Raw genomic sequence first — 24,540 nt, forward strand, 5'->3', positions numbered from 1 at the left:
ACTCCTATCCTAAGAACCGTATGAATAAATAATAAAAGGATGTCCCCACACCACGTACATGGTGGATGGGACATCCTTTGTTTTTGAGATCGATGTAAAGCAGGTGCTGCTAAATCCTCTTCAACCGAGGCAAATAGATCACCAGAAACAGTGACCGTCCCAGGGCAAAGATGATAAAGGATAACCAAAGTCCATGATTCCCAAAATGTGGAACGCACCAGAAGAGAGCGATCAAAAAGCAGACCAGTGAAATCAGCATCGAATTACGGATCGGATACGTTACCGTCATCCCTGTAAATACACCATAGAATACCAGTCCCAGCCCGGCTGCTAGGGGAAAGACCATCAGCCACCCATTGTAAGGAGTTGTCAGGCTAATCACTGTAGCGTTCCCCGTAAATAGCGAGATCAGCGGCTCTTTCAGTGCAAGGTACAATCCTCCCGTCACTACACCGGTAACCAGTGTCCAAAACCAGGACAAATGAATAACTCTTTGCAGCATTTTACGATCTCCGGCACCACGAGCCTGACCCGTCATGATGCTACTGGCGTTGGCGAACCCATCAAAAAAGTAAGCCATAATGTAATGGATCTGCAACAAAATAGCATTTGCCGCCAACTGATCGGTGCCAAAGCTCGCACTGCGCGCCGTAAACAGATTAAACATCGTCAACAGGCAGGCTGTACGAATCATGAGATCAAGGTTCGTCGCCATGACACTTTTCAACTCTGAGGCACCGAACCATTCTCGCCAATTCCTCTGTCCACTGCGCTTCCATTCTCTCCAAATCGGTGAACGGAACACCAGTGCAAGACCCAATGCACATGCAAGAGCTTCTGCAATCAGAGTAGCGCTTGCGACCCCAGTGACATTCCAATGCATGATCTGTGTAAATACAAGAGCTAATAGCATATTGATTACATTCATTGATATTTGTAAAAATAATGTAGCTTTCACGCGGGACAATCCCATCAGCCATCCGAGTAGCACATAGTTCACCAATGTAAGGGGTGCTCCCCAAATGCGGATGTTAAAATAAATTGCAGCTTGCTCTGCCACATCCTGAGCTGGACGGATAAGCTGGAGAGAAGCTAGCAGGATGGGCTTTTGCAAGACAATAAATACTGCACTGATGAGTAGAGCTATAGCCAGTGGGCGCATGAGAGCAGCTATGCCTTGGTCGTTATTTTGTGCACCTGCGGCTTGTGCTGTAAAAGCTGACGTACTGACTCGCAGAAAGCCAAACAGCCAATATAAAGTATTGAAAATAAGAGTACCGACTGCCACGCCGCCTAAATAGGCAGACTGGCTCAAATGACCGATTACTGCTGTATCCACCGCACCGAGTAGCGGGGTAGTAATCGTCGAAATAATTAAAGGGATTGCTAAAGCAAGATAGGCTCGGTGGGAAGGCAGCATGTTGAAAAAACCTCCAGTAATGATTGTGTATAGGGATGCCGATCCGAATGAAATAATGCTTCCTTGGAAAAATGCTCAAGCACACGGCCTTCTTTCATAACCATGATTCGATCACTCATAAAGTGCACAGCCGCCAGATCATGCGAGATAAACAGATAAGCCAGTCCAAACTCATCCTGCAAATCCTTGAGCAGATTTAAAACGGTGGCTTGTGTGGTCACATCCAAACTTGCAGTCGGCTCGTCCAATACGATAAATTCCGGTTCTGTACTAATGGCGCGTGCAATGGTTACACGCTGCTTTTCCCCACCGCTGAGCTGATGTGGAAACTTATCCAGGTAGCTTGCCGGAAGCTTTACCATACCTAGCAGTTGTTCTGCTATATTCCAACGTCCAGAGGGCATCCCCGCCATAAAGGAAGGAACATAGCATTTGAGCTGATCCAATGGCTCCAGCAGGGATTGCAAAATGGTTAGTCTGGGGTTCAAAGCTGCGGATGGATGTTGAAATACCGCTCCCAGTCTGCTGCGAATCCGTTTTAATTCACTTCGCTTTAATCCTCGAATGGACTGTCCATCCAGTCTAAGCTCACCTTGATCAAACGTGTCCAATGTCAAAATACAGCGAGCAAGTGTGCTTTTCCCACTGCCGCTTTCTCCGACAACACCCAGACATTCTCCGGGTGAGACCGACAGAGAAACATCGTGCAGTACAGTTTTGCCCCCAGCGTAAGCCTTCGTCAAACCGGAGACGGTAACAACAGGATGAGGGCTGTCTTGCCACTGAGCGCAGGCGGCTTGATTATTCATGTAATATGCTCCTTTCCGGTGCAAGCTGTTCATCGGTGCTGTTGCATGGCAAACGTGAAGGAGCGTCTGGAGACAGCGGCGGAATAGCCGCCAGTAAGCGACGCGTATATGGATGGGCTGGATGGTCCAGCACCGCTTGCGTTTGACCAGCTTCAAGCAAAACACCTGTACGCATTACTGCAATTCGATCCGCATACTTCCGTACATGCCGTAGATCGTGAGTGATCCACATGACGGAAATCCCCGTTTCCATCCGGATTTGGTCAATGAGCTGGAGTACTCGGTGTGCAGTGAGCGTATCCAGCGCAGTTGTTGGCTCGTCGGCAATGAGCAGCTTTGGCTCTAGAAGCAGTGCAGCTGCAATAGCTGCTCGCTGCAATTGACCGCCGCTGAGCTCGAATGGATAGCTGCGGTACACACGCTTGGCGGGAAGCTGTACGTGCTCCAACACCTCAAGACAGCGCTGCTTACGCGCTTTACGGTCTTGCTTGCCGTGAGCACGCATCAGCTCGTCGAGTTGGCTGCCCACACGCAAAAAAGGGGTAAAAGCCCCGTGATAGTCTTGAAAAACGTAAGATATTTCACTACCAAGCAAGGAACGTCTTTGTTTAACGGATAGGGCAAGCAAATTCTCGTCATTCCACATTATGATGCCTTCAGTGCTAACAGAAGCGGGGAGGAGACCGCCAATAGCGAACGCAGTCATGCTTTTACCGCTTCCGCTTTCTCCTGCCAGAGCACACCATTCTCCCGGACGAATGGCAAGCTCCAGTTGTTCTACAATCGTTTTCGCTTTTGTCCGAATCGTTAAGCCTTCAATAGTCAGCATGTAGTTCACTCCTCTGACCGGGTTTTAACATCATAACGGTCGCGTAGCTTGTCTCCAAACACGTTCGCTAATAGCACCGTGAGCACGACAGCTATGCCGGGACCCAGCATTAAATGGGGGGCCATTTGAAAATATGCACGCCCTTCATTCAACATCGTGCCCCATTCGGGAATGGGCGGCTGAGGACCTAAGCCCAAAAAAGATAGAGAGGCGATCATTAAAATGATTTTGCCGATATCCAGCGTAGCCAGTACCAGTACATTCCCAATGGCATGGGGCAGAATATGCCGCATGACAATTCGCAGGGAGGAGGTACCCGCGAGTATGGATAACGAAATGTAATCCTTTTGCTTTTCAGCCAGAACGGTACTGCGCACCAGTCGGGCATAACCAACCCATTTTACTGCAGACACCGCAAATATAAGATTCCCTAAGCCTGGTCCGAGCAGGCCGCTTAGTACAATGGCAAAAATATAATCAGGCAAAGTCATGAAGGCATCGACCACACGTTGGAATACACGATCCATCCAGCCTCCAATAAATCCTGATAGCAGACCGAGGGGAACCCCGACAACCAGTGAAACGATCAAAATCAACAAACTGGTTCCGACTGTCGTCCGTAGTCCTGCTATGACCCTCGACAGCACATCTCTACCCAAATGATCGGTTCCCAGCCAGTGCATTGCACTGATCGGTTGAAGTCGACTCCCCATCTGGATATGATACGGATCTTGTGGAGCTAGGAAGGGTATGACTGTAATGGCTGTAAGAATGAACAGGATGGAGAGTGATCCGATCCATGCTTTGGACAATCGTGCCCTGGTGAACGGCCTGTTTTCCGCATGTACGGATTTTATCATGATAAACGTTTCTCCTTCAAAGCAATTTCAGGATTGACCCAACGGTAGGACAGTTCTACCAAGATATTGAGACATATAATGAATATGGCCATAAAAATTGTATAGCCCTGTATAATGGGATAGTCTCTCGCGGCAATTGCATCCACAATCCATTTGCCAAGCCCCGGATAGGCGAACAGCACTTCGATTACCACCGTACCTCCCAGTAGGCTGCCTATGCTCTCACTGAATACCGTAATAAGTGGAACTAAGCTGTGACGGAACATGTGTCTGAAAAAAATGCGAACCGGACTGATTCCACGGGCTTGAGCCGCTTTGATAAAATCCTGTCCCGAGCTTTCAATCAGACTTGCACGAATCATTCGTACATAAACAGCCGCCATTGCCAATCCGAGGGTAAGAGAAGGGAGGACTAAATGAAAGACGGTTCCATCCCCCATAGACGGCAAAATACGCAATTTAACTGCAAACCATTCGATAAACAAAAGCCCCAACCAAAAGCTGGGAATTGAGGAGCCAATTAAGGCAAACACACGACTGGCACTGTCAATCCAGCGGTTACGGTACAGTGCGGACATTGTGCCTAACGGGAGAGCTATCAGCAGCATAATGAACAGGGAGCCTCCAGTCAGAAGGAGTGTATAAGGCAACTTTTCTATAAACTCTGTCAAGACTGGACGATGGGTTAAATAAGATTGTCCAAAATCCAACTGGAGCAACTGAACCAGCCACTTACCATATTGCACAGGCAATGGCTGATCCAGCCCCAATTGGCTACGCATATCCGCAATTTGCTGATTGGATACAGCTACATCATCTACTCGAAGAATGCTCCGAACGGGATCGCCCGGAACAAGCTTAAGCAGACAGAAGCTCACAAAGGAAAGAATAAGAAAGAACAATATAAGCGTCAGAAACTTTTTGGCAATAGATTGAAGCATGCTAGTTCACATCCAAGTCCTGGGTCAACAGATAGTATTCACTTTGGCTGGTTACCCAGTTATGTACGTAATTACGATAGGCCACTACGTTGTTTGGATGAACTAGAAAGGATTGCAGATTTTCTTGATCAATCAGCGTGACAGCCTGCAGCGCTAGCTTGTTGCGCTGCTCCTCATTCACGGTTGTGTTCAGCTGCGTAATCATACTCGCGAGTTCTGGTACATGCACACGACCGTAATTCAATGCTCCCTCCGGCATATAGGCCGCATTCAGGAAATAGCTTGCATCGCCCCGCGGGGCTGTAATGTTACTGTAAGTCGCCAAATCCCAATCCTGATGAGCAGCCAGATATTCATCAATATTATCAACCTGACGGATATCAATCGTGATGCCAAGCTCCTTAGCGTTAGCCTGAATCAGCTGTGAAATGAGTGGAAGCTCCGCTCTCGACTGGTAGGTTAACAATGTAAGATGAAGGGAGGCGCCGTCAGGATTCGTAACTTTTCCGTTCTGCACTGTATATCCAGCCTCTTTGAAGCCTTCTCGTGCCGCATTCAGATCAAACTTTTTCATAATATATTCCGGTGAAAAAGGAAAATCCGGCAAGAACGGACCTTGCGCAGGGGTTCCCTGACCAGACATGATACCGCTCGCAATCTCATCCCGGTTGATCAGATTATCAAATGCTTTGCGCACAGCTGTTTTTTTCAGATCATGATTGTTCATATTGTAAATAAGTTGGTGCGTCCGCAGGCTAGGAAGTGAGTCAACTTTAACGGTAGAATCAGCTTTCAAGAGCTCCAGACTTTCAACGGGCGGACGATACACAATATCGGCCGTCTTAGCTTGAAAAGCAAGCTGACGTGCATTGGCGTCTTCGTTAAACATGAATTTGGCATGTTTCAATTTTACTTCACCGTTCCAATAGTCCTCGTTGCGATCCAGATTCAGTTCACTTCCGGCACGGAAACTAACAACTTTGAACGGCCCCGTTCCTGATGGGAAGTCACCTGCGGCTGTGGTGTCCATAATTGCGGTATTCGGATGAACCAGCTCAGATACAAATTCTGGGAAGGGCTTGTCCGTCGTAATGCTCAAGATCTGCCCTTCTGCATGAATATCACGGATATGTAGCGCATTTTTAACCGATGGATTGAGCTTTAGTGCTCTTTTCAGAGAGGCTTTGACAGCTGCGGCATCTACGGCTTTACCGCTATGGAATTTCACGCCTGGTCGGATGCTAAAGGTCCAGTGCTGCCCGTCCTTACTGTCCCATTTTTCTGCAAGCCAAGCTTCCAGCTTGAGATCCTTATTCACTTTGATCAGTGTTTCATTTACTCCAGCACGAACGGCTGTGTAATTGATATCTGCATGAGGATCAATAGAAGGGCTTTGCACGTTGAACAATAAGGTGACACTTTTATCTTGTGGTGCCGTAGAGGATGTGGATGAAACTGATGGAGATGTAGCACAGGCTGTCATCATCACCGCCATAACCGCAGGGATAAATAGTTTGAAATACGAACGTTTAAACAACATGGAGTCCTCCTTAATAGTAATCGTAATTTTTACGCTTTACTCCGTGAGTCATATCGTAACCAAATGAGGGGGATTTGTAAATATGTAATTATATGAATACCTATCTAGATTCATAAAAAAAGGCTACTTAACCATAAATGGAATGGTTAGCAGCCTTTAAGTTTATTCAGGTATTACATTTGGAATGAAAATAATAATTTATTAGTGCATGGGTGCTTTAGCAGTGCCATGTTCAACATGAACTCTGCGGATGAAAAACGCAAGGATCAGACCGATCACGCTGATGACCATTGCAAAGAAAAATGAATTCTGAGATCCGATTACCATGGCATTAGCCATTTCATTTACGGATTGAGGCATGCTGGATTGGCTCAAATAGCTGTCCATGCCTTTGGAGAGAATACTTACCGCTACGGCAGTACCGATTGCACCAGCGACTTGCTGGAGTGTACTCATAATAGCCGTTCCATCCGGGTATAGATCCATAGGGAGCTGGTTTAGACCGTTAGTTTGGGCTGGCATCATAATCATAGAAATACCGATCATCAAGCAGCTATGCAGCACAATAATGAGTACGAGCGTGGATGTCGTTGTAATGCCGGACAGGAAAAACAACACAGCGGCCACGATCACAAGTCCTGGAATCACAAGCCATTTAGGACCGAATTTATCAAATAAGGAACCCATAATAGGCGACAAGAGACCGTTGATAATTCCACCTGGCAGAAGCACCAAACCTGCTGTTAGAGCGGACAAGGCCAGCCCTTTTTGCAAAAAGAGTGGAAGAATCAGCATCGTAGAAAGGATCGTCATCATACATAAGAACACCATGATAACGCCGATCACAAACATTGGATATTTAAATACACGCAAATTCAGCATAGGTGCTTTCATTTTCAACTGTCGTACAGAGAACAGAATCAACGATACCACGCCGATGATCACAGGAAGCAAAACAACCAGGCTGGTCCAGCCTTCGCCACCTTCACCAGATTTACTGAAACCAAACACGACACCGCCGAAGCCAATGGAAGACAGGATAATAGATAAAAGATCAATCTTGGGCTTGGTCGGTTCTGAGACGTTCTGCATAAACAAAATACCGCAGATCAGCGAGAGGACCAAGAAAGGAAGAGAGATCCAGAAGATCCAGTGCCAAGATAAATTCTGAAGTACCAGTCCTGCAATGGTAGGTCCTACCGCAGGTGCAAACATAATAACCAATCCGATGATTCCCATAGCCGCGCCTCTCTTTTCAGCTGGGAAGATAATTAAGATCGTGTTAAACATCAACGGCAATAACAGCGCTGTACCCATAGCCTGCAAAATGCGTGCGATCAATAACACTGAAAAGGTAGGGGCAAGCGCTGCAACGAGACAACCAGCTATTGAAAACAGCAACGATGTCACAAACAGCTGTCTTGTGGTAAAGGTTTGAAGCAGCAATCCCGATACAGGCACCAAAATACCAAGTGTCAGCAGATAAGCGGTAGTCAGCCATTGAGCTGTTGCAGTTGTAATATGCAAAATCTGCATCAAATCATTCAACGCAATGTTAAGTGCCGTTTCACTGAACATCCCAATAAAGCCACTAAGGAGCAGGGCAATCATAATAGGTAGCACCTTGAACGTTTTGGGTTCAGAGGGTGAGCTTGTTTGACTCATTGTATTCATGTTGTTTTTGTTCCTCCAATAAATTAATGGGTATTGAATTATAACGATCGGTCTATATATAATAAACATGCTATTATTTTTTTGTCAAAGTAAAAGTTTCAAATATTATATAATGAAGGATGCTGTATATGGCTGCTAAACCCGAATCATATGAGAATATCGTACAAACGGCGTCGAGGCTCTTTTTTCACCAGGGGTATCATGCTACCGGACTGAATCAGATTCTTGCGGAGAGTGGATCACCGAAGGGATCACTTTATTATTATTTTCCACATGGTAAAGAAGAGTTGGCTTTGGAGTGCATAAGAAGAGGGAATGAGTTTATTAAGCAAAAATTAAAACAGGCACTGAGTGGAAACGAAAATCCTGTAGTAGCCATTCAGGATTTTATTCGTCATACAGCTGAGGAGGCAGACCGTCTCGGCTTTGACAGCTTCATGCCGATTGGGTTCTGGGCAGCTGCGGAAACCTCCTGTATCAGCGAATCACTACGTCATGCTTGTGTGAATACGTTTACAGATTGGCAGCGCATTTATATGGAGCGTCTTCAGGAATCGGGCTTGGATGAGGAAAAGGCACACAGTCTGGCAGTACTGATCATTTCGATGCTCGAAGGTGCATTAATTTTGGCCGTTACACAACAGAGCAGTGCTCCTATTTATAATATCGTGGATTACATTCCACAGTTGGTCAAATGACTTAGCTGGTCGGTTTTCAAGTACCCCTAATGAGCTCCAACAAACGACTTTAGAGAGTCGATGTTTTCATTTTTGAGAACTCGGCTTTTTGGTGCATCCTGGGACGTAATTTTACTCACATTACCAGCACCAAATGATGAAAAGTATGGTAAAATGGAATGAATTTGATATTGCGCGAAAGGAAGAGTGATAGCAAGTGGCAAAAGCGAAGGTACCCAAACGGCCTACTCGGGATGAATTTGTACTGGAGGAAATCGGGAATCAGCTTGTAGAAGCACAACAAGAGCAATCCGAAGTTGTATTGACAGTATGGGGACGCGAAGAAGCAACCCGCGGACAAATCGTTAAAATGGACCCGAGAACAGGCAAGGTTCATGTAGAGAGTAATGGAGAAACGGATAAAGTTCCTTTTATGGATATCATGAGTGTAAATTACCCGAGAGATTAGTTGTGATTACATAAATATAACAGAAAGGGATGAAAGAATGTCAAAGTTAGGCGTCTCCCTTACAATCGGTATTTTTATGATCATCTTTTCAATAATTTTCGGTTTTAAAGTATATATAGTTGTTTCTGCTGCTATGTTCGGACTTTTTGCTTATCTAGCTATAGTAGGATATCTCAAACGTAACAGCCAGGGTGATCCGTCAAATGATGGCTATTATGAATTTTTGGAAAATGCCAGGAACTAATTATTATTATTTGTGAATAAAAAAACAACCGAGTGGTTTACAGCCATCGGTTGTTTTTTTATATTCTGCTGTATAAGTGGTAAGGAGAACACCGCATTGCTGCGTTGACCTAGGCCTGGTATAGGTTTATGTAGCTTTGATCGGGCTGGCATGACTGGCACGGGCTTCGGCTTTCTTAAGCACCTTACGATCGAAAATGAAGGGGCCGAACGGCAACAGCGAGGCAATCAAGGCAGCAAGCCCTTGCAGTAACGTAATTTTACGCAAAATCAGCATGACAATAGTGGCAACCACATAAGCCACAAACAGTACCCCATGGATCATCCCCACCCAGCTTACCATTTGCGGCATTCCGGCTGCGTATTTAAGTGGCATGGCAATACACACAAGCAGCAGATAAGAAATCGCTTCAATATTACCAATGGCACCAAACGTCTTAAAAGCATTTTTGAACATAATACACCTCCTTTTTCTATTACTTAAAATTTAATATATCCTATAATGCAATGTTATTAAACGGTAGAAAGTTACGATATATCGAATATTTATAGCTAGCTTTTAATATTTCCTCTGAGACTAGGGTAACAAGGTTTGCTTTGTATGGCTTAGCGCAAGAAAAAAAATGTCTAGTTAGCCAAGCTCGAAGGCTTTGTGTATATGGACATTTCGAGGTTAACATGTACCCAATTGCTAAAGAATGCTAGTGTCAGGTCTAAACATTTGGTATGGAAATTCCGATAACAGTTAAATGAACGTCTGTACGTTATGGTATATATTTTAAAAGCTGGATTACAGCAGAAGGGTTTGTGAGTTTACTTATTCGTTTTGACAAATAAATTTCCATACTGGTATCAAGGAGAGCATAAAACATGAATAAAAAACGTTTGCGTCAATGGATGGCTCCGTTCGCAACGGCTACGCTGATTTTGAATACGGGGTATGGCATTTTGGGACCCGATGCAGTGGCTAGCGCGTTGCCGACTGAAAGGCATAACTCAAATCTGACAGGTTTGAACATACCACAATCACATACCAAATTAGCGACCGTTCAAGGACGCCAAATACCGATCACTTCTAGCACGAAATTGACTACATTAACCGGTCAGAAGCCTAATATTAACCAAGTGATGAAATTAATGTCGACCCAATTGGTTACTGCGAATATTGCGCCAGCAGAGGTAAGCAATCTGACAGCGATTCCTACAGAAACAACAAAAGTAAATTTGTCCTGGACTAATCCATCGGACATCAATTTTGACCACGTAAAAGTGGTTAATGTCACTAACGATGTATATGTTGATAACATTCGAAGTAACTCTTATATGATGAGTGGTTTACAGCCGAATACGACATATACCTTTCGAGTAAAGACAGTGAATAAGAGCGGCAACGAATCTCTAGGTACGACAGTACAGGTTAAAACAGCTTCCACTGATGCCCCTGTGGATAAGACACCCCCAGGAGAAGTAAGCGGGCTGACAGCGACAAATATAGGATATAATGGATTTACCATCAATTACATACTGCCTAAGGATGCTGACTTAAGCCAAGCGATTATTTATTTAAATGGTACAGAAATTCAGAAAACCACAGGCACGTCTTACACGTTTAATGTGTTGAATGCTGCTACAGCCTACACTGTAATGGTCAAAACAATAGACAAATCCGGAAACATATCTCAAGGAGTTAGTATTCCGGTTACAACGTCTTCAGTCTCTACCGATATCGTGCCCGAGGTAACAGGTGCTTCGGTGACATCAGTTAATAACTATAGCGTTACTCTTTCCTGGACAAGACCTAGCGGAATTAGTACGGTCAGTCTGTATAAGGATGGACAACTGGTAACTGATTCAACAGGATCATCCTATACATTTAACAATCTTTCGGCAAGCCAGACATACACGTTCACGATAAAATCCAAGCGAAGTTCAGGTGCGTTGTCCTCCGGTGTGAAGCTGACTGCCACAACGGACAGTACATCTTCCAATTCGTCAGAAGTTTCTAATCTTGAAGTCGATAGCAAAAGCGACACCTGGATCAAAATCACCTATGATATGCCGAGTCGAGCAGAGAGGGTAAAAATCTATGTTGATGGTGATTATAAGGGAACTACAACCTCAGAATCCTATAAAATAACGGATTTACGAGAAGGACGCTGGTATGAGATTAAAGTCATAACCGTAAATAGTAGTGGAAGGGAATCTAGTGGTGTAAAGATATCCGAACGCACGAATTCGGATGGTTACTACTCTTCGTCCTCTAGTTCATCGAACTATGAGAAAGCGAGAGATTTAATGAGGATTGCGGAGAACAGTCTAAATGCGTCCGACTGGCGTTCTGCCAGAGATGCGATAAGTGATCTGCCAACCGGTACACGTAAAAGCGATCTGCTAGATCGACTGGAGGCTATTCGCAATAGGGCATTAGGCACCAGTAGTTCATCGTCCGGGACGAGTTCAACTACAACGACTTCCGGCACTACGACGAGTTACACGAACAATGCGGTTGCTTCATATACAACATCGTTCACCCTGACACCAGGAGCTAAAACAGCTTATGTTGATGGTCGGGCTACAACGATAGCTCAGGCGCCAAAAATTATAAATGGGGTAACGATGGTCCCGTTACGCTTTATCAGTGAACGGGTGGGTTACGATGTAAACTATGAAAAAGGGACTAAAAAGATCATTCTGAATCGTCCTACAGACGGCAAACAAATAGTACTTCAAGTCAAGAATTCCACCCTTGCTGTATATGAGTTAAACAACTCCCGAAATTATTCGACGAACATCACTGCTCCGGTTATTGTTAACGGCTATACGCTGGTTCCATTACGAGTCATCAGCGAGCTTTCGGGTTATCAGGTAAACTATAATAGTGTATCCAAACAAATTACGATTACCAAATAAATACTCATATAAAAAGAGTTCTAAAGTTTTAAACTTTAGAACTTTTTTTTGTATGCAGACATATGGAAAGGGTGCCTTTAAACACCCGCAAGATCTACGCATTACTGTATATTTGAACAGACATTAAAACGAAATTCATGAGGGGTTAATCCACATCGTTCCTTGAAGATTCGATAGAAATATTTCATATCATGAATACCGACTTCAAGTGCGATCGTTTGGACGCTCCAATGGGTATCTAATAGTAAGCTACAACTCTCGTGAATACGAATATCCTGCAGCATTTTTGTATAGGTCATTCCGCTGGCTTGTTTAAATTTACGTTGAAATTGCCGTGAGCTAATTAAGAATTGGTTACAAATTTGGTCAACAGACAATGGATTTTTATAATTTCTGGTTATATCATCAATCGCATACTGAATGGGATCGGTTATGATTGGCTTGGAAACATGAGCTACTTGTTGCATGGCATGGCTGATATGTTCTAATAAATCGATTAAGTATAAATAAAGTTTATATCTAAATCCGGTGGATTTACATTTTTGCTCTATTTCAATAGTGTACATAATTTTAGCAAATTCTTTTGCTTTTTCTCGAACTTGAATATAGTCAGTACATTCCCGAAAAAGAAGGGCCAAACGATAAAAATCCTCTTGAATTTGGCTATCAGAAGGCTCTCCGGGCAAGGTCAGTATTTGCTTGTCAAAAAGACAGTTCATAACCTCAAGGGGTGTATGATCTGCTGTATTACTCTGAACAAAGAGATGTTCTTTTCCATAAGGGATAAAAATAATATCTCCCTTGGAAACGGACAACGTTTGCGTAGAAAATTTTAGTGTACCGTTACCTTCCTTGATATAAGAAATTTCGTAAAAATCATGAGCATGTTTTTGAATATTTCCCTCTATTTGGATAGGGCAAAGAGAAATTGGAGTCCCATTTGTGAAACTATGGTCTAGATAATATGCCTCTTCGCTAACCAATGCGATCCCCTCCTTTGTAGATAAAAAGCACACCATTTTTTTGACATAAATTTTATTATATCAATTTTTAAGATGTATTCAATTGGTACAGGTCGTAATTGCCCATAAGCTGTCGCTCATGACCATTTAAGTGATAAATCGAAACTATTAAAATTTTAAATATAAATACAAAGGAGGATGACATGATGAGTGTTAGTTTAACTACAGAACTTCCAGAAGAAAAAATGCCTTATTTACTGCGTAGCGGGGATGGAAGAAAGTATGTATTTGGTCAACAGGTAGCTGCTGTTATTGCCGATTTTAAAAGCACTGGGGATGTACTCGAATTAACGACGATTTCAGGTGGGAAAGGAGAGACCTTTCCGCTGCACAAGCATAAAGATGCTTTTGAATCTATCTATGTAATGGAAGGTAAAATTGAATTTATGCTCGATGGAGTGAACCATTTGTTGACTGCCGGAGACTATGTTCACATACCTCCTGGAATCGCTCATGCGTATCGAATGGCTGGACACCGAAATCGCTTTGCTTCCTATTCGATCAAAGGTAATCTCACAGCAATATATGAGCATTTAGGAGAGCCGTATCCTTACTTTGAACATCCAACCACAGCGATGAATTCGTATTCCGAGAATCAATTGACGGAAGCTTCCAATAGAGCAGACATTGTATTCCTTCAAGATGCTGTTCAATGGGGAGAGTATAACTCGCCTGAAGGAAGCCATAATCCAAGATGCGTAGCTCCTTATGTTCTGGAAAATGGAGAGGGAGACCGGCTGCTCACTGGAGACCAGCTTCACAGAATTTTAGCCACTCAAGAAAATACGAATGGGGAATACATTTTTGTAGCTTCTGATGGCCCGAAAGGGGACCCTATCGTTGAACATTTTCATAACCATCATACGGAAACATTCTTCTGTGTGCAGGGACAAATGACGATGTGGGCAAACGGAGAGGAAGTAAAATTATTTCCTGGAGATTTTCTTCATGTACCTGCAGGAACACTTCATTCATACAGACTGGACTCTCATTATACGAAAGTCGTAGGTATGTTGGTATCTGGATTATTCGAACCTTTCTTCCGGGCATTGGGTGAGCCGCACGAAGCGTACACCTTTCCAACAGAACCAGGTCCGCTGCGTATGGATCGTGTAATGGCTATTATCGACGAACTTGATCTGAACGTGGTGGCTAAATCTCCGCTCGATCGTAAGTAGGGAGGACCCAGTGTCAGCTAACAGTCGCATCAAACAATCTGAGTCATATGCCATCATCTGGATACTTGCATTTGCAATGGTGATTTCAGTGATGAATTCAACCATGTTTAATGTCGCTCTACCTTCATTACGCGAAGAATTTAAATTATCCTCTTCCCAAGTAAGCTGGGTTATAACAGCATATATCATTATTTATGCTATCGGATCAGTGGCTTACGGAAAATTGGCGGACATGTTTAGGTTGAAAAACCTAATTACCTTTGGATTATGTTGCTTTGCTCTAGGATCTATAGTTGGCTTTTTTTCTTCTAATTATTGGATGGTTATTGTGAGCAGAATTTTACAATCCATTGGGGCATCTGTTGTTCCGGCCTCTTCTATGTTGATCCCGATTCGCTATATATCTATCGCAAATCGGGGCAAGGCTTTGGGGATTACTTCTGCTGGAATGGCTTTAGGGACGGCAATAGGTCCAATTATTGCTGGCTTTGTTATTGGTTTTGCAAGCTGGCGTTACCTGTTTTTAATCTCATTTTTAATAATTGTTACAATTCCTCTTTTCAGAAGGTATTTAATAAATGAAACACCTTCAAAAGGAAAAGCTGATCTCATAGGAGGTGTTTTGCTTGCAGCTTCAATTACGCTGCTGCTACTCTCCATTACTGGTCACAGCTTGAGCTATTTCGCGGCTACGATCCTTATATTCGTATTGTTCATTATTCGCATTAACAAAACAAATGAACCCTTTATTGATCCGACCCTTTTTAAAAATACAAGATATACGATAGGGTTGATTATCGCTTGTATGGTTCTTACTCTTAATTTATGTGTTCCGTACTTGATACCGCAAGTGTTAAGTTCAATACATCACTTATCTTCTGTAAATACAGGACTGGTAATGTTTCCCGGTGCTTTGATTGCTGCATTGCTTGGATTGGTAGGTGGGAAAATCGCGGATGCAAAGGGCAACCGCTTTGTATTCTCGTTGGCATTCCTGCTTCAAGTAATCGCATATCTCATCTTAGGTGTATTTATAGACGCGGTTCCTACATCTATTTCGATCATCTTAATTCTAGCGAATACTGGATTAACGTTGGCTCAGATTACAATGGCAAATACCATCTCTCGAACATTAAGCGGTAAGCAAACCGGAGTTGGTATGGGCATCTATATGATGGGAAGCTTTATGGCAGGGGCTATCGGAACGTCTATTCTAGGATCCGTGCTTGATCAAGGAGCGCAAAGTCAAAGTGTGTTCAGCTCTATTTTTTGGATTATGGGCATATGGATCATAGGGTTTGCTATTTTTTATTTTACAGTTTTCCGTAAAGAAGCATCATCCGTTCAGCGGCACATATAGTAATTCCATAACCAATGTTCATTATAATAATCGCCAGGCTGTGCCAAGAGTATTTTCATTCCGATGGCAAAATGATAAAACGCTACTGACCTTCATATGTCAGTAGCGTTTTAAATTGTTTCAATAACAAACGAGGAAGAGGTGTAAGCCTTATGAATCGAACCAAGCTTAATAGCGAATTATTTTTTTCGGTAATTGCTCATTTTGTTGCTAATGAACTGGCGGAATCTCAATGCTTACCTGTCCGCCGCCTGTCTGGGTGGAGTTGGTGATGAGCAGCTGTCCGCCATGTAGGTTCACAATGGATTTTGTTATATACAGCCCCATGCCGTAATGTCCACTTAATCTTCTGGACGAGTCGCCCATATAAAATTGCTCCGCTGCCTGTTTGAGGCCTTCAGGAGAGAAGCCTGGGCCTTCGTCTACGATGCTTAAACGAATACACTCTTCGGCAGACTCCGCAGTCAGCCGGATTTCGCTATATTCCGGCGCTTTCTCTACCGCATTAGAAGCAACATTCATGATGGCTCGCTCAAGCAGAACTGGGTCTACATACAACGTACTAGGGAGGTTGTATGTAGCAAATACGACAGATATTTTTCTGACAGCGGCCAGAGCCATTACCTGATCTTTTATCTTAGTTAGATAGAAGTCAGTATCTATCGTTTCCGCCTGCAGGGTGGCTACTGTTTCCGCTTTTGAAATTTCAATAAGAGTCTTAATATACTGCTCCATTTGCCTGGTGCTCTCCGCTATATAATCGGTATAGTTTTTTTGCTCCTCCGATTGATCGGTTTCGGACAGCAGCTCTACGTTTCCGCGAACGATAGTGAGTGGTGTTTTGACATCGTGTGCCAGGGCGGATATTTGCTCACGACGGGATTTTTCGAGATTCCATTGTTTCTGAAGCGAAGTCTTTAACGTTTCTTTCATTTTATCCATAGAATGGAGCACCCGATCGATCTCCATCACACCACTGAGCTGAATTGAGAAGTCCAGGTCCTGTGCCTGAATTTGCTTTGTAGCCTGCTGCAATCCACTCATTTTGCGCGTCAGCTTTCGTCCGAAGGAGGAAGCGAGTAGGGCTCCTCCCCCCAGGAAGGCGATACAAAACACGGCAAAAAAGGACAATTCCGCGTTCGGCAGATATTGACGTAGAATAGGAAGTTCAAACTGTGCCGAGACAGAGTAGCGCATCACAGTAACTTCATTATTATGTGAAACTTTTACATAGTTATAGGGGAATTGATAGGCAGTATTGCTCTGCTGCGTAACACTCCAAGCGGCTTGAGCCTGCTTTTCAGAAAGATTTCCCTCAATGTGGCGGCCTTCCGAAGTGAATGACGCGTATCTATATAGTTTCTGCCGAGAATCCGGCTGTAGGGTCTTGCCAGCTTCAAGGATTGCCTTATCCTCCCGTACCTGATTCTCAGCATAGTTCGCAGGAAGAATGGTTCCACAAGACATCAGGATATAGAAGATGAGAACCAAGAACAGCGCGAGCGCAATCGTCCCGATACAAAACATAACTAAATAACCCAGAAAAATGGTTCGCAGTTTGGTTGTCTTATGTGCTTGCTGTACTTTGGCTACTTCCATCGGTATCCGATCCCCCAAACTGTCTCCACTGGCGAAACCTCTACTTTGCCAAGCTTGGCCCGAATATTTTTGATATGCTCCACGATGGTGGCGGAGTCGCTGTCTCCATCAAAGCCGAAGACGGCTTCGTAAATCTGCTCTTTAGAGAACACTTGGCCCCAGTTCAGAGCTAGAAACTTACATATCTCATATTCACTTTTGGTAAACGGGATTACAACATTTTGAACGGTGATTTCCTTACCCGACAGATTGAAATGAACTTCCCCGATGCAGAATACATTACGCCGTTCACGATTCTCTCGTCTGAGATGGGCGTTGATTCGAGCGCGCAGCTCTCCAGCCCCAAACGGCTTGACAATATAATCGTCGGCTCCTTCCCCAAGGCCCAACATTACATCGTTCTCCATGGTTTTTGCTGTAAGGAACAGGATCGGACAGTCTACCTTGCTGCGAATTTCCCGACAGAGTGTGAATCCGTCCATGCTCGGCATCATCACGTCCAGCAGGATGAGGTCAAAGGCTCCAAGCTGCATGGTGAGAACCTGTGGGGAGGTGGAGACTACCGTGACAACATGGCCATCTTTCTGCAAAATATTTTGAAGTAGTGCCAAAACGGCGGGTTCATCATCAACGGCCAACAAGTTTGCCATGCTTTATTCACTTCCCTTGCTTTCTTTCTCTAATCTTTACTCGGATGAATTTTGTCCTTCCCAACGACAAATCCATAACCCTAATAATACCATGATGACTAAGGTCCCTACTACGCAATATCTGATTCCCAAATCAAGCTGTATAGTTTCAGGGATAGAATCTGCTGAGCTTACGCCGTATTGCACCCAGATCGTGATGAAGCGGGCAGCCCAAGCAGAGGGGATGAATATCCAATTATGATCACCCAGCCCTGTTAGAAGCAAAGCGGACAATAGACTCTCCATGATGCCCAGACCGATAGAAGCTCCTTTACCGAATCGCAAACTAATGAAAAAATGCAGAATATAAAGGAATACACTCGACATAAACAGAATGCAGGCAGCCAACACATAAAACTTCAAGCTATACGGGGACTCTTTCAACAGATATATATAGCCAGCTCCAAAGCCGCCTGAGGCAAGCAGCACACTACCAAATCCCAAGCACAGAAGCAGGCTAAGCTTGCTCAAAAAAGGTAACAGCTTCACCGTCGAGGTCAAGAGGTGTTGGAAATTTCCAGCGACTGACTCCTGCTCAACAGCAATGGAGCATACAATACCAATCATGGTAGGAAGAGCCACAGCCAGGACCTGCAAATAGCCGTCTATCTTCGAAATCGGTGAGTATGGAGTGAAGGAATAATAGGCTAGAAAGATTGCTATGCCTAAGAGTGGCACAAGCAGCTGCACCAGCAATAAGGGCTGCCTTCTAAGTTTGAGCACATCAGATTTCAGATTGCGGAAGAAAGATATCATCTTACTTAGCCTCCCGTTTACGGAAAGACATGGCCGTCAGCACTGACAGAATCATGAATAGACATACTGTGATCAACAGCCCGGGAACAATTATGCCTCTATCCAAAAGTGGATCTCCTGAAGGAACGGAAAGCCCATTAGGCAGCACTTGAATGACGGCGCACATCAATCGCGCTGGAATAGCATAGGGTACCGCCCACCATACAGAAGACGTAGCGAACAAGACGGTGCAGGCTACGTTGCCCAGCATGTTGATGATTAGGGTGGCAAACATGCCTATTCGATCCGTTAGGAACAGGCAAAGTGGAACTTGCCACAAAAAGGTGATGAAGAGTAGCAGAGTTGCAGCGACGCTTTCTGCTAGTGTCACGGAAGTTGAGAATACGAATCCGCCAAGAGTTATCCCTATAAATAGGATAATAGAGGAAACCATTAAGAGCCTTACGCAAACCCCGATTTTACCGTACCATACCCGAGCCAAATCTACAGATATGCCAAGGACAGCACGGTATTTCAGCTTCTTGCCATCCTTTTGGATCACTCCTGAGCACATTAAGGTGAGGGCACCTGGTAGCAGCATGAAATACCACCAATTGTAGCTGGCGCTTTGGAGCATACGTCCCCCCATGAGCCCAGTACATAGAAGAAGAGTAACGATCGGGGCCAGCCAGACCAGCTTTTTCGTGAAGGTGCGCTTTAATTTTAGATGTTCGGCGGCTATGTATTGCTGCATCCTACTCACCTCCCTTTCGATATTTCTGTGCAATCTGCATGAACAACGATTCCAGGTTTTGCCCTGGAGTGACCGTCTCTTGATAAGCTAATACGCCGCCGGCAATGATACCAACATGGTCAACGATTTGTTCGACTTCGGATAAAATATGACTGGAAAGAATTACGGTAATTCCTTGCTTCGGAAAGGAGCGAATCAGCTCACGTTGTTCCTGAATACCAATGGGGTCTAGTCCATTGGTTGGCTCATCTAGGATCAATAGCTTGGGATGATTGAGGAGAGCAATCGCAATGCCCAGCCGCTGTTTCATACCCATCGAGAACTGGCCGGAGCGCTTTTTCCCGGTATGGGTCAAATCAACAATGCTCAGCACTTCATCAATCCGCGAATCAGGTAGTCCAAGCAACGTTGTGCGAACCTTCAGGTTCTCTCTAGCTGTCAAATTCTCATAGAGTGGAGGAGATTCGATCAGTGCGCCGATCTGAGCAAGATCTTTTCGGGACCAAGGTTTCCCTTGAAATAAAATCTCACCGGCTGTCGGGCGTAGCATACCGGTTAGCATTTTTAAGGTAGTTGATTTTCCTGCCCCATTTGGCCCGAGCAATCCATACACGGAATTCTCCTGAATAGACAACGCGACGTTGTTCACTGCCTGCTGTCGTCCAAAGGTTTTGCAGAGATTTTTAGTCTGTAAAATAATATTATCCATATCAGTTCATCCTTTTCATTCGTTCTGACAACTACTTTACAGATCAATTCTAAGAACTTTATAAGGATTGAAATATTAATGTTTCAAACTTTATGCATTCATGCAGTATTCGCTATAATGTATACAGTGATTTAGGAAAGGGATGTAATCATGGAGAAGGTTATCGTAATCGGATCAGGAATTCTGGGGGCATCGACAGCATACCAGTTAGCAAAAATAGGCGCTGATGTCATTCTTGTAGACCGCAAAGATAAAGGACAGGCGACTGATGCAGCTGCTGGCATTATCTGTCCCTGGCTATCACAGCGACGCAATCAGGCTTGGTACCAGCTAGCCAAAGCGGGCGCACGTTTTTACCCCGGGTTGATTGAAGAACTCAAAAGCGAGGGAGAAACAGAAACTGGCTATGCTCAAGTTGGGGCTCTCAGTATTCATGATGATTTAGAAAAAATCAAAAAAATGCAGGAACGGGCACACTTACGACATACAGATGCACCGGAAATCGGTGAAATTACGCAACTAAATGAAAAGGAAACCCATGAACAGTTTCCTTTATTAAAAGATCGGTATCATTCTGTTCATATTAGCGGTGCCGCTCGTATAGATGGTCGTGCGCTACGTGACGCGTTGATCCGATCAGCCCAAAGAAATGGGGCAACCCTTATCCATGGGGATGCTGTGCTTCAATATAATTCCGACCATGTAACCGGAGTAACGGTCGATGGACATAGTTTTTCGTCTGACGTAGTCATTGTTTGTGCTGGTGCATGGGCCAATCAACTGATGCTGCCTTTGGGCATTCGCTTTAAAGTTAGTTTTCAAAAGGCACAAATCATGCATTTGCAGATCCCTGCCGGACAAGATACAGGCACCTGGCCTGTAATCATGCCGCCTTCTGATCAATACTTGTTGGCGTTTGACCAACAGAAGATCGTAATAGGTGCGACTCACGAAAATGAAATCGAAGGCTACGATACAAGAGTAACAGCAGGTGGAATGCAAGAAATCCTAAATAAAGGTTTAGAATTAGCACCTGGTTTGGCAAATAGCACTTTTCAGGAGGTAAGAGTCGGTTTCCGTCCTTTTACCCCCGGTTTTCTACCGGTGCTTGGAGCTGTGCCTGGCTGGAACGGCCTTATAGCTGCCAATGGGCTTGGAGCATCCGGGCTGACCATGGGTCCCTTTATTGGAAGCCAACTGGCAAAGTTAGCACTTGGAATGGCTTTGGATATCAACATCGATGATTATGATATTCGAAATGCTATTGATGAAGGTTGATCCTAGAAGCTGGACAACAGCAGATATGCATAAGAAGCCGCCATATTGGCGGCTTTTCTAATAATATAAGTTCTTTTCCTGGCCCAAATAGAGCTTATGTCGATTTTTAAGGTTACTCGTTTCTATTTTAGTCTTAGACCTAGTAAAACCCCGCTACGTAGGAACAAGATTAGTGACACACCGAAACAAATCACAGAAAACAGGCTAACGGAAATAAAACCACTGCTGTGAGCGTATAGCATTCCTGCTGTGAAAGAGCCAACCATCGTTCCAAAATACATAGAAGAATTGGCAAGTGATGAAACTGTTCCGCGTGCTGTGGCAGATAAGGTTTGAAGCATACTCATCATAAGCGGAAAAATCATTCCAAGGATAAGGAAGATCAGAAAATATGTAATTTCGACATAGGTCACACTAGGTAAATAGGGCAGAAGCAAATAAAGCAGACCGATGAAAATTACGCCATAGATCAAAGAGTGCTTAGGCCCCACTTTGTTAACTAAGCTGCTCCCAAATAAGCTGCTGATCGTATTTCCTAAACCAAGGAATAATATCACCGTGCCAATATTTGCAACATTGAGGCTGAATTTGTCGGACAGCCATGTGCCAATAAAAGAGAAGGCAGCAAAATTCCCGAGTTGGAACAGGAAGTAGGCCAGAAAAGCGACCTTAGGTGTTGACCCCTGCAGCAATGAACGGTATCTGTTCCTAATCGAGAGAGCCTTTTGCTTCTGTATAGAAGGAGGCAAGGCGGGCAAGAGAACAGCAGTCCAAATAACGATCAGGAAGGTGCAGCAACCAATCATAATAAAGGGTGTTTGCCACCCGGCGGTAGCGAGATAGCTGCCAATGGGCACGCCTAGCATTTGGGAAAAAGCTAATCCTGCGGTGACAACTCCCATGGCTTTTAACACTTTATGTGGTTGAACTAACTGAGGAATGGCTGCCCAAACTTGAGGTGAGGCAAAAGCGGCACTAATGCCAGCCAATAAGCGAAAAGCAAACATGGTCCAAAAATCAACGGCAAAGCCGCAAAGTAGAGTGAAGATACCAAAACCAAGTAAGCCGAACAGTAGTACTTTTTTTCGATTCCATGCATCTGACAACGGTCCTGCAATTAAGGCAAACAGAGCATACCCTAAAGCATAGGCTGAAACAATCCAGCCCGATTGTTCGATAGAAATGCCGAAGCTTTCACGAAGAATAGGTAGAAGAGGCGACACAATGAACGTATCTGTACCAATGAAAAACATGATCAAGAAAAACAAGGTGATAATTTTATTCAAAACGAAACCCTCCAATTGTTCTATAGTTCGAATATTTTCGAATAATAGAAATATAGCATTCCAATATGCTATAATGCAACTATAATTCTTTGTTAGGCAGGTGAACGGATCTTGAGAACGCTGTATCATCCCAACGTAATTGAAATTACTCTACCTACAGTTTTATATGCTCTAAGTGACCCCATTCGGCTTAATATCATCCAGATTTTAGACGAAAAAGGGGAGCAATCCTGTAGCTCGATAGATATTTCAGCTCCAAAGTCAACCTTGTCTCATCATTTTAAGGTTCTTCGGGAATCAGGGGTTATTCATACGAGAATAGAGGGAACCCAACGCTTTATCTCTATCCGTTACGATGATTTGAATGAACGCTTTCCTAGCTTGCTGTCGGCCGTACTGATGGGCTTGAAGCAATAAAAGAAAAAGGTCTAGTTAGCATAAAACTAACTAGACCTTATTTGTCGAAGAACAACCATATATAATTATAAATTGCCGCTTATTTTGCAGTTAGAGAGAAGCTAATCCCTCTACACGTCATTCATCATGGCGTTGAGATGCGAATTCTCCAACGATTGTGTTAGGGTTTGCATATTTTTCAAGTAGTCGATTTTATAGATACAGGAGTAAATCACGTTTAATACATAGTCAAAGGCAATTTGCGACGAAAAAGTACCAATCTTGGCATGCTTTACTTCGTCATTAGGCACCTGGATACATATACTACTTCGTTTGGCCAACTCACTTTGATTGGTAGCTGTAATGGTGATAAAAGGGATATTCTCACGCGTAAAATGTCGTGCCGCTTTTAAAAAAATCGGTGACTTACCGTGGTAAGTTAAGAAAATAGCGCAATCTTCTGAAGTTAGATTAGCCGTATGGTAAGCCCATTCAGACAGCTCCGTGGCTATAACCACATACTTGTTGATTTTTACTAATTTATTCTGAAAACTTTTCGCTCGGATTTGTGAATCGCCTAACGCATATATAAAGATCCTATTTGCTTGATCCAGCAACTGGGCTGTTTGTGACAGCAAGTGATCATCCATGAATGTAAAGTTTTTTTCAATCGTTTCCTTCATTAATTCAGCAATTTCTTTCGCCACTTGAAGTGGGGTTTCATCTAAGCCGAATGGATAGTTGGGATCCACATTGGAAATATTCTGAGTATCTTGCTGGAATTCCCGAGCGAGTTTTATTATAAACTCCTTGAAGCCGGATAGCCCAAGTTTGTGAATTAATCGATTAATGGCGGAATGCGAAGTATACGTAGCTTTGGCAAGCTCCTGAATATTTAAGTGCAGGATCGATTCCTTGTGGACCAAAATGTAGGAAGCAATGCTTTTTTCGTTTGGTGTAAAGTTTTGCATTTCTGATAATTGCATCAGTATTTTCAACAGGTTCCCCCCGGTTCAATTGAAATAACGTTTGATAAAAGATACCCAATAAACATTTTGTTTAAAAACAAGCCGTCATGCTTACAAATATTCGGTTAAATGTACCATTTTGATGGCAAATTATTTACGATCGACGTTCTTCTACTATAATAAATGAAAAAGAG

General features: G+C 43.8%; 24 protein-coding genes. 8 read left to right on the forward strand and 16 right to left on the reverse strand.

Annotated features, from left to right (window positions below):
* Positions 1-109: 109 nt before the first annotated feature.
* The 7 genes from OIU26_RS20305 to OIU26_RS20335 all read right to left on the reverse strand — a co-directional run bounded on the left by OIU26_RS20305 (position 110) and on the right by OIU26_RS20335 (position 8,064).
* Positions 110-1,420 (reverse strand): MATE family efflux transporter, encoded by a 1,311-nt coding sequence (locus OIU26_RS20305; protein ID WP_264217817.1) that lies wholly within the window; start codon positions 1,418-1,420, stop codon positions 110-112.
* A complete protein-coding gene (locus tag OIU26_RS20310) occupies positions 1,387-2,229 on the reverse strand; it encodes an ABC transporter ATP-binding protein (RefSeq protein WP_264217818.1) in 843 nt (280 codons plus the stop codon). Before OIU26_RS20310 ends, OIU26_RS20305 begins: the two co-directional genes overlap by 34 nt.
* The gene (locus OIU26_RS20315; protein WP_264217819.1) at positions 2,222-3,058 is read right to left on the reverse strand and encodes an ABC transporter ATP-binding protein; all 837 of its coding nucleotides are present in this window, start codon (positions 3,056-3,058) and stop codon (positions 2,222-2,224) included. The genes OIU26_RS20310 and OIU26_RS20315 overlap by 8 nt, the downstream gene beginning before the upstream one ends.
* 5 nt (positions 3,059-3,063) lie before the next feature.
* Entirely contained in the window at positions 3,064-3,918 is an 855-nt protein-coding gene (gene nikC / locus OIU26_RS20320) for a nickel transporter permease (protein ID WP_264217820.1), read from the reverse strand.
* Positions 3,915-4,859: a nickel ABC transporter permease gene (gene nikB / locus OIU26_RS20325; RefSeq protein WP_264217821.1), complete on the reverse strand. Its 945-nt coding sequence runs from the start codon at positions 4,857-4,859 to the stop codon at positions 3,915-3,917. The genes nikC and nikB overlap by 4 nt, the downstream gene beginning before the upstream one ends.
* 1 nt (position 4,860) lies before the next feature.
* The gene (gene nikA, locus OIU26_RS20330) at positions 4,861-6,396 is read right to left on the reverse strand and encodes a nickel ABC transporter substrate-binding protein (RefSeq protein ID WP_264217892.1); all 1,536 of its coding nucleotides are present in this window, start codon (positions 6,394-6,396) and stop codon (positions 4,861-4,863) included.
* 204 nt (positions 6,397-6,600) lie between these two features.
* Positions 6,601-8,064: a DHA2 family efflux MFS transporter permease subunit gene (locus OIU26_RS20335; RefSeq protein WP_206099057.1), complete on the reverse strand. Its 1,464-nt coding sequence runs from the start codon at positions 8,062-8,064 to the stop codon at positions 6,601-6,603.
* A 137-nt stretch (positions 8,065-8,201) separates the two neighbouring features.
* Between OIU26_RS20335 and OIU26_RS20340 the strand changes: the two genes are divergently transcribed.
* The 3 genes from OIU26_RS20340 to OIU26_RS20350 all read left to right on the forward strand — a co-directional run bounded on the left by OIU26_RS20340 (position 8,202) and on the right by OIU26_RS20350 (position 9,463).
* On the forward strand, positions 8,202-8,771 hold the full coding sequence (locus OIU26_RS20340; protein WP_016820806.1) for a TetR/AcrR family transcriptional regulator: 570 nt from the start codon (positions 8,202-8,204) through the stop codon (positions 8,769-8,771).
* 196 nt (positions 8,772-8,967) lie between these two features.
* A complete protein-coding gene (locus tag OIU26_RS20345; RefSeq protein WP_025364962.1) occupies positions 8,968-9,219 on the forward strand; it encodes a YolD-like family protein in 252 nt (83 codons plus the stop codon).
* A 37-nt stretch (positions 9,220-9,256) separates the two neighbouring features.
* Positions 9,257-9,463, forward strand: coding sequence for a hypothetical protein (locus OIU26_RS20350; protein WP_264217822.1), 207 nt, complete (start codon positions 9,257-9,259; stop codon positions 9,461-9,463).
* Between the two features lie 126 nt (positions 9,464-9,589).
* Here the strand turns inward: OIU26_RS20350 and OIU26_RS20355 are convergent, their stop codons facing one another.
* Positions 9,590-9,919, reverse strand: coding sequence for a DUF3817 domain-containing protein (locus tag OIU26_RS20355; RefSeq protein ID WP_064964129.1), 330 nt, complete (start codon positions 9,917-9,919; stop codon positions 9,590-9,592).
* Between the two features lie 413 nt (positions 9,920-10,332).
* On the opposite strand from OIU26_RS20355, the gene OIU26_RS20360 reads away from it, so the two are divergent.
* On the forward strand, positions 10,333-12,372 hold the full coding sequence (locus tag OIU26_RS20360) for a fibronectin type III domain-containing protein (RefSeq protein WP_264217823.1): 2,040 nt from the start codon (positions 10,333-10,335) through the stop codon (positions 12,370-12,372).
* A 101-nt stretch (positions 12,373-12,473) separates the two neighbouring features.
* Here OIU26_RS20360 and OIU26_RS20365 read toward each other — a convergent pair whose 3' ends face one another.
* The gene (locus OIU26_RS20365; protein WP_264217824.1) at positions 12,474-13,355 is read right to left on the reverse strand and encodes an AraC family transcriptional regulator; all 882 of its coding nucleotides are present in this window, start codon (positions 13,353-13,355) and stop codon (positions 12,474-12,476) included.
* 185 nt (positions 13,356-13,540) lie between these two features.
* Between OIU26_RS20365 and OIU26_RS20370 the strand changes: the two genes are divergently transcribed.
* On the forward strand, positions 13,541-14,572 hold the full coding sequence (locus OIU26_RS20370) for a quercetin 2,3-dioxygenase (protein WP_264217893.1): 1,032 nt from the start codon (positions 13,541-13,543) through the stop codon (positions 14,570-14,572).
* A 10-nt stretch (positions 14,573-14,582) separates the two neighbouring features.
* Complete coding sequence (locus OIU26_RS20375) at positions 14,583-15,932, forward strand: MFS transporter (protein ID WP_264217825.1); 1,350 nt, start codon at positions 14,583-14,585, stop codon at positions 15,930-15,932.
* Positions 15,933-16,142: 210 nt separating this feature from the next.
* Here the strand turns inward: OIU26_RS20375 and OIU26_RS20380 are convergent, their stop codons facing one another.
* Genes OIU26_RS20380 through OIU26_RS20400 form a run of 5 tightly spaced genes read right to left on the reverse strand, consistent with a single transcriptional unit; the run spans position 16,143 to position 20,418 of the window.
* A complete protein-coding gene (locus OIU26_RS20380; RefSeq protein ID WP_264217826.1) occupies positions 16,143-17,531 on the reverse strand; it encodes a sensor histidine kinase in 1,389 nt (462 codons plus the stop codon).
* A complete protein-coding gene (locus tag OIU26_RS20385) occupies positions 17,522-18,181 on the reverse strand; it encodes a response regulator transcription factor (RefSeq protein WP_264217827.1) in 660 nt (219 codons plus the stop codon). Before OIU26_RS20385 ends, OIU26_RS20380 begins: the two co-directional genes overlap by 10 nt.
* A 36-nt stretch (positions 18,182-18,217) precedes the next feature.
* Positions 18,218-18,976 carry a lantibiotic immunity ABC transporter MutG family permease subunit gene (locus OIU26_RS20390; RefSeq protein WP_264217828.1) on the reverse strand — a complete coding sequence of 253 codons (759 nt, stop codon included), beginning with the start codon at positions 18,974-18,976 and terminating at the stop codon, positions 18,218-18,220.
* 1 nt (position 18,977) lies between these two features.
* A complete protein-coding gene (locus OIU26_RS20395) occupies positions 18,978-19,709 on the reverse strand; it encodes a lantibiotic immunity ABC transporter MutE/EpiE family permease subunit (protein WP_264217829.1) in 732 nt (243 codons plus the stop codon).
* Position 19,710: 1 nt separating this feature from the next.
* Positions 19,711-20,418, reverse strand: coding sequence for a lantibiotic protection ABC transporter ATP-binding protein (locus OIU26_RS20400; RefSeq protein ID WP_090739002.1), 708 nt, complete (start codon positions 20,416-20,418; stop codon positions 19,711-19,713).
* 150 nt (positions 20,419-20,568) lie between these two features.
* Here OIU26_RS20400 and OIU26_RS20405 point away from each other — a divergent pair, with 150 nt between their 5' ends.
* On the forward strand, positions 20,569-21,696 hold the full coding sequence (locus OIU26_RS20405) for an FAD-dependent oxidoreductase (protein ID WP_264217830.1): 1,128 nt from the start codon (positions 20,569-20,571) through the stop codon (positions 21,694-21,696).
* 122 nt (positions 21,697-21,818) lie between these two features.
* Here OIU26_RS20405 and OIU26_RS20410 read toward each other — a convergent pair whose 3' ends face one another.
* Positions 21,819-22,982, reverse strand: coding sequence for an MFS transporter (locus OIU26_RS20410; RefSeq protein WP_264217831.1), 1,164 nt, complete (start codon positions 22,980-22,982; stop codon positions 21,819-21,821).
* A gap of 111 nt (positions 22,983-23,093) precedes the next feature.
* On the opposite strand from OIU26_RS20410, the gene OIU26_RS20415 reads away from it, so the two are divergent.
* Positions 23,094-23,399, forward strand: a complete 306-nt coding sequence (locus tag OIU26_RS20415; RefSeq protein WP_014599797.1) for an ArsR/SmtB family transcription factor — start codon at positions 23,094-23,096, stop codon at positions 23,397-23,399.
* A 110-nt stretch (positions 23,400-23,509) separates the two neighbouring features.
* On the opposite strand, the gene OIU26_RS20420 is transcribed toward OIU26_RS20415, so the two are convergent.
* Positions 23,510-24,376, reverse strand: coding sequence for a MurR/RpiR family transcriptional regulator (locus tag OIU26_RS20420; protein WP_264217832.1), 867 nt, complete (start codon positions 24,374-24,376; stop codon positions 23,510-23,512).
* Positions 24,377-24,540: the final 164 nt, after the last annotated feature.

Origin of the sequence: Paenibacillus sp. BT-177 (assembly GCF_025846815.2) — a bacterium.
Classification (GTDB): domain Bacteria; phylum Bacillota; class Bacilli; order Paenibacillales; family Paenibacillaceae; genus Paenibacillus; species Paenibacillus polymyxa_C.

Coding starts and splice junctions, on each gene's coding strand:
- OIU26_RS20385 (WP_264217827.1), bottom strand. CDS start 18,181: ATGGCAAACTTGTTGGCCGTTGATGATGAACCCGCCGTTTTGGCACTA.
- OIU26_RS20355 (WP_064964129.1), bottom strand. CDS start 9,919: ATGTTCAAAAATGCTTTTAAGACGTTTGGTGCCATTGGTAATATTGAA.
- OIU26_RS20310 (WP_264217818.1), bottom strand. CDS start 2,229: ATGAATAATCAAGCCGCCTGCGCTCAGTGGCAAGACAGCCCTCATCCT.
- OIU26_RS20405 (WP_264217830.1), top strand. CDS start 20,569: ATGGAGAAGGTTATCGTAATCGGATCAGGAATTCTGGGGGCATCGACA.
- OIU26_RS20390 (WP_264217828.1), bottom strand. CDS start 18,976: ATGATATCTTTCTTCCGCAATCTGAAATCTGATGTGCTCAAACTTAGA.
- OIU26_RS20380 (WP_264217826.1), bottom strand. CDS start 17,531: ATGGAAGTAGCCAAAGTACAGCAAGCACATAAGACAACCAAACTGCGA.
- OIU26_RS20315 (WP_264217819.1), bottom strand. CDS start 3,058: ATGCTGACTATTGAAGGCTTAACGATTCGGACAAAAGCGAAAACGATT.
- OIU26_RS20350 (WP_264217822.1), top strand. CDS start 9,257: ATGTCAAAGTTAGGCGTCTCCCTTACAATCGGTATTTTTATGATCATC.
- OIU26_RS20395 (WP_264217829.1), bottom strand. CDS start 19,709: ATGCAGCAATACATAGCCGCCGAACATCTAAAATTAAAGCGCACCTTC.
- OIU26_RS20340 (WP_016820806.1), top strand. CDS start 8,202: ATGGCTGCTAAACCCGAATCATATGAGAATATCGTACAAACGGCGTCG.
- OIU26_RS20335 (WP_206099057.1), bottom strand. CDS start 8,064: ATGAGTCAAACAAGCTCACCCTCTGAACCCAAAACGTTCAAGGTGCTA.
- OIU26_RS20400 (WP_090739002.1), bottom strand. CDS start 20,418: ATGGATAATATTATTTTACAGACTAAAAATCTCTGCAAAACCTTTGGA.
- nikC (WP_264217820.1), bottom strand. CDS start 3,918: ATGATAAAATCCGTACATGCGGAAAACAGGCCGTTCACCAGGGCACGA.
- OIU26_RS20305 (WP_264217817.1), bottom strand. CDS start 1,420: ATGCTGCCTTCCCACCGAGCCTATCTTGCTTTAGCAATCCCTTTAATT.
- nikB (WP_264217821.1), bottom strand. CDS start 4,859: ATGCTTCAATCTATTGCCAAAAAGTTTCTGACGCTTATATTGTTCTTT.
- OIU26_RS20360 (WP_264217823.1), top strand. CDS start 10,333: ATGAATAAAAAACGTTTGCGTCAATGGATGGCTCCGTTCGCAACGGCT.
- OIU26_RS20370 (WP_264217893.1), top strand. CDS start 13,541: ATGAGTGTTAGTTTAACTACAGAACTTCCAGAAGAAAAAATGCCTTAT.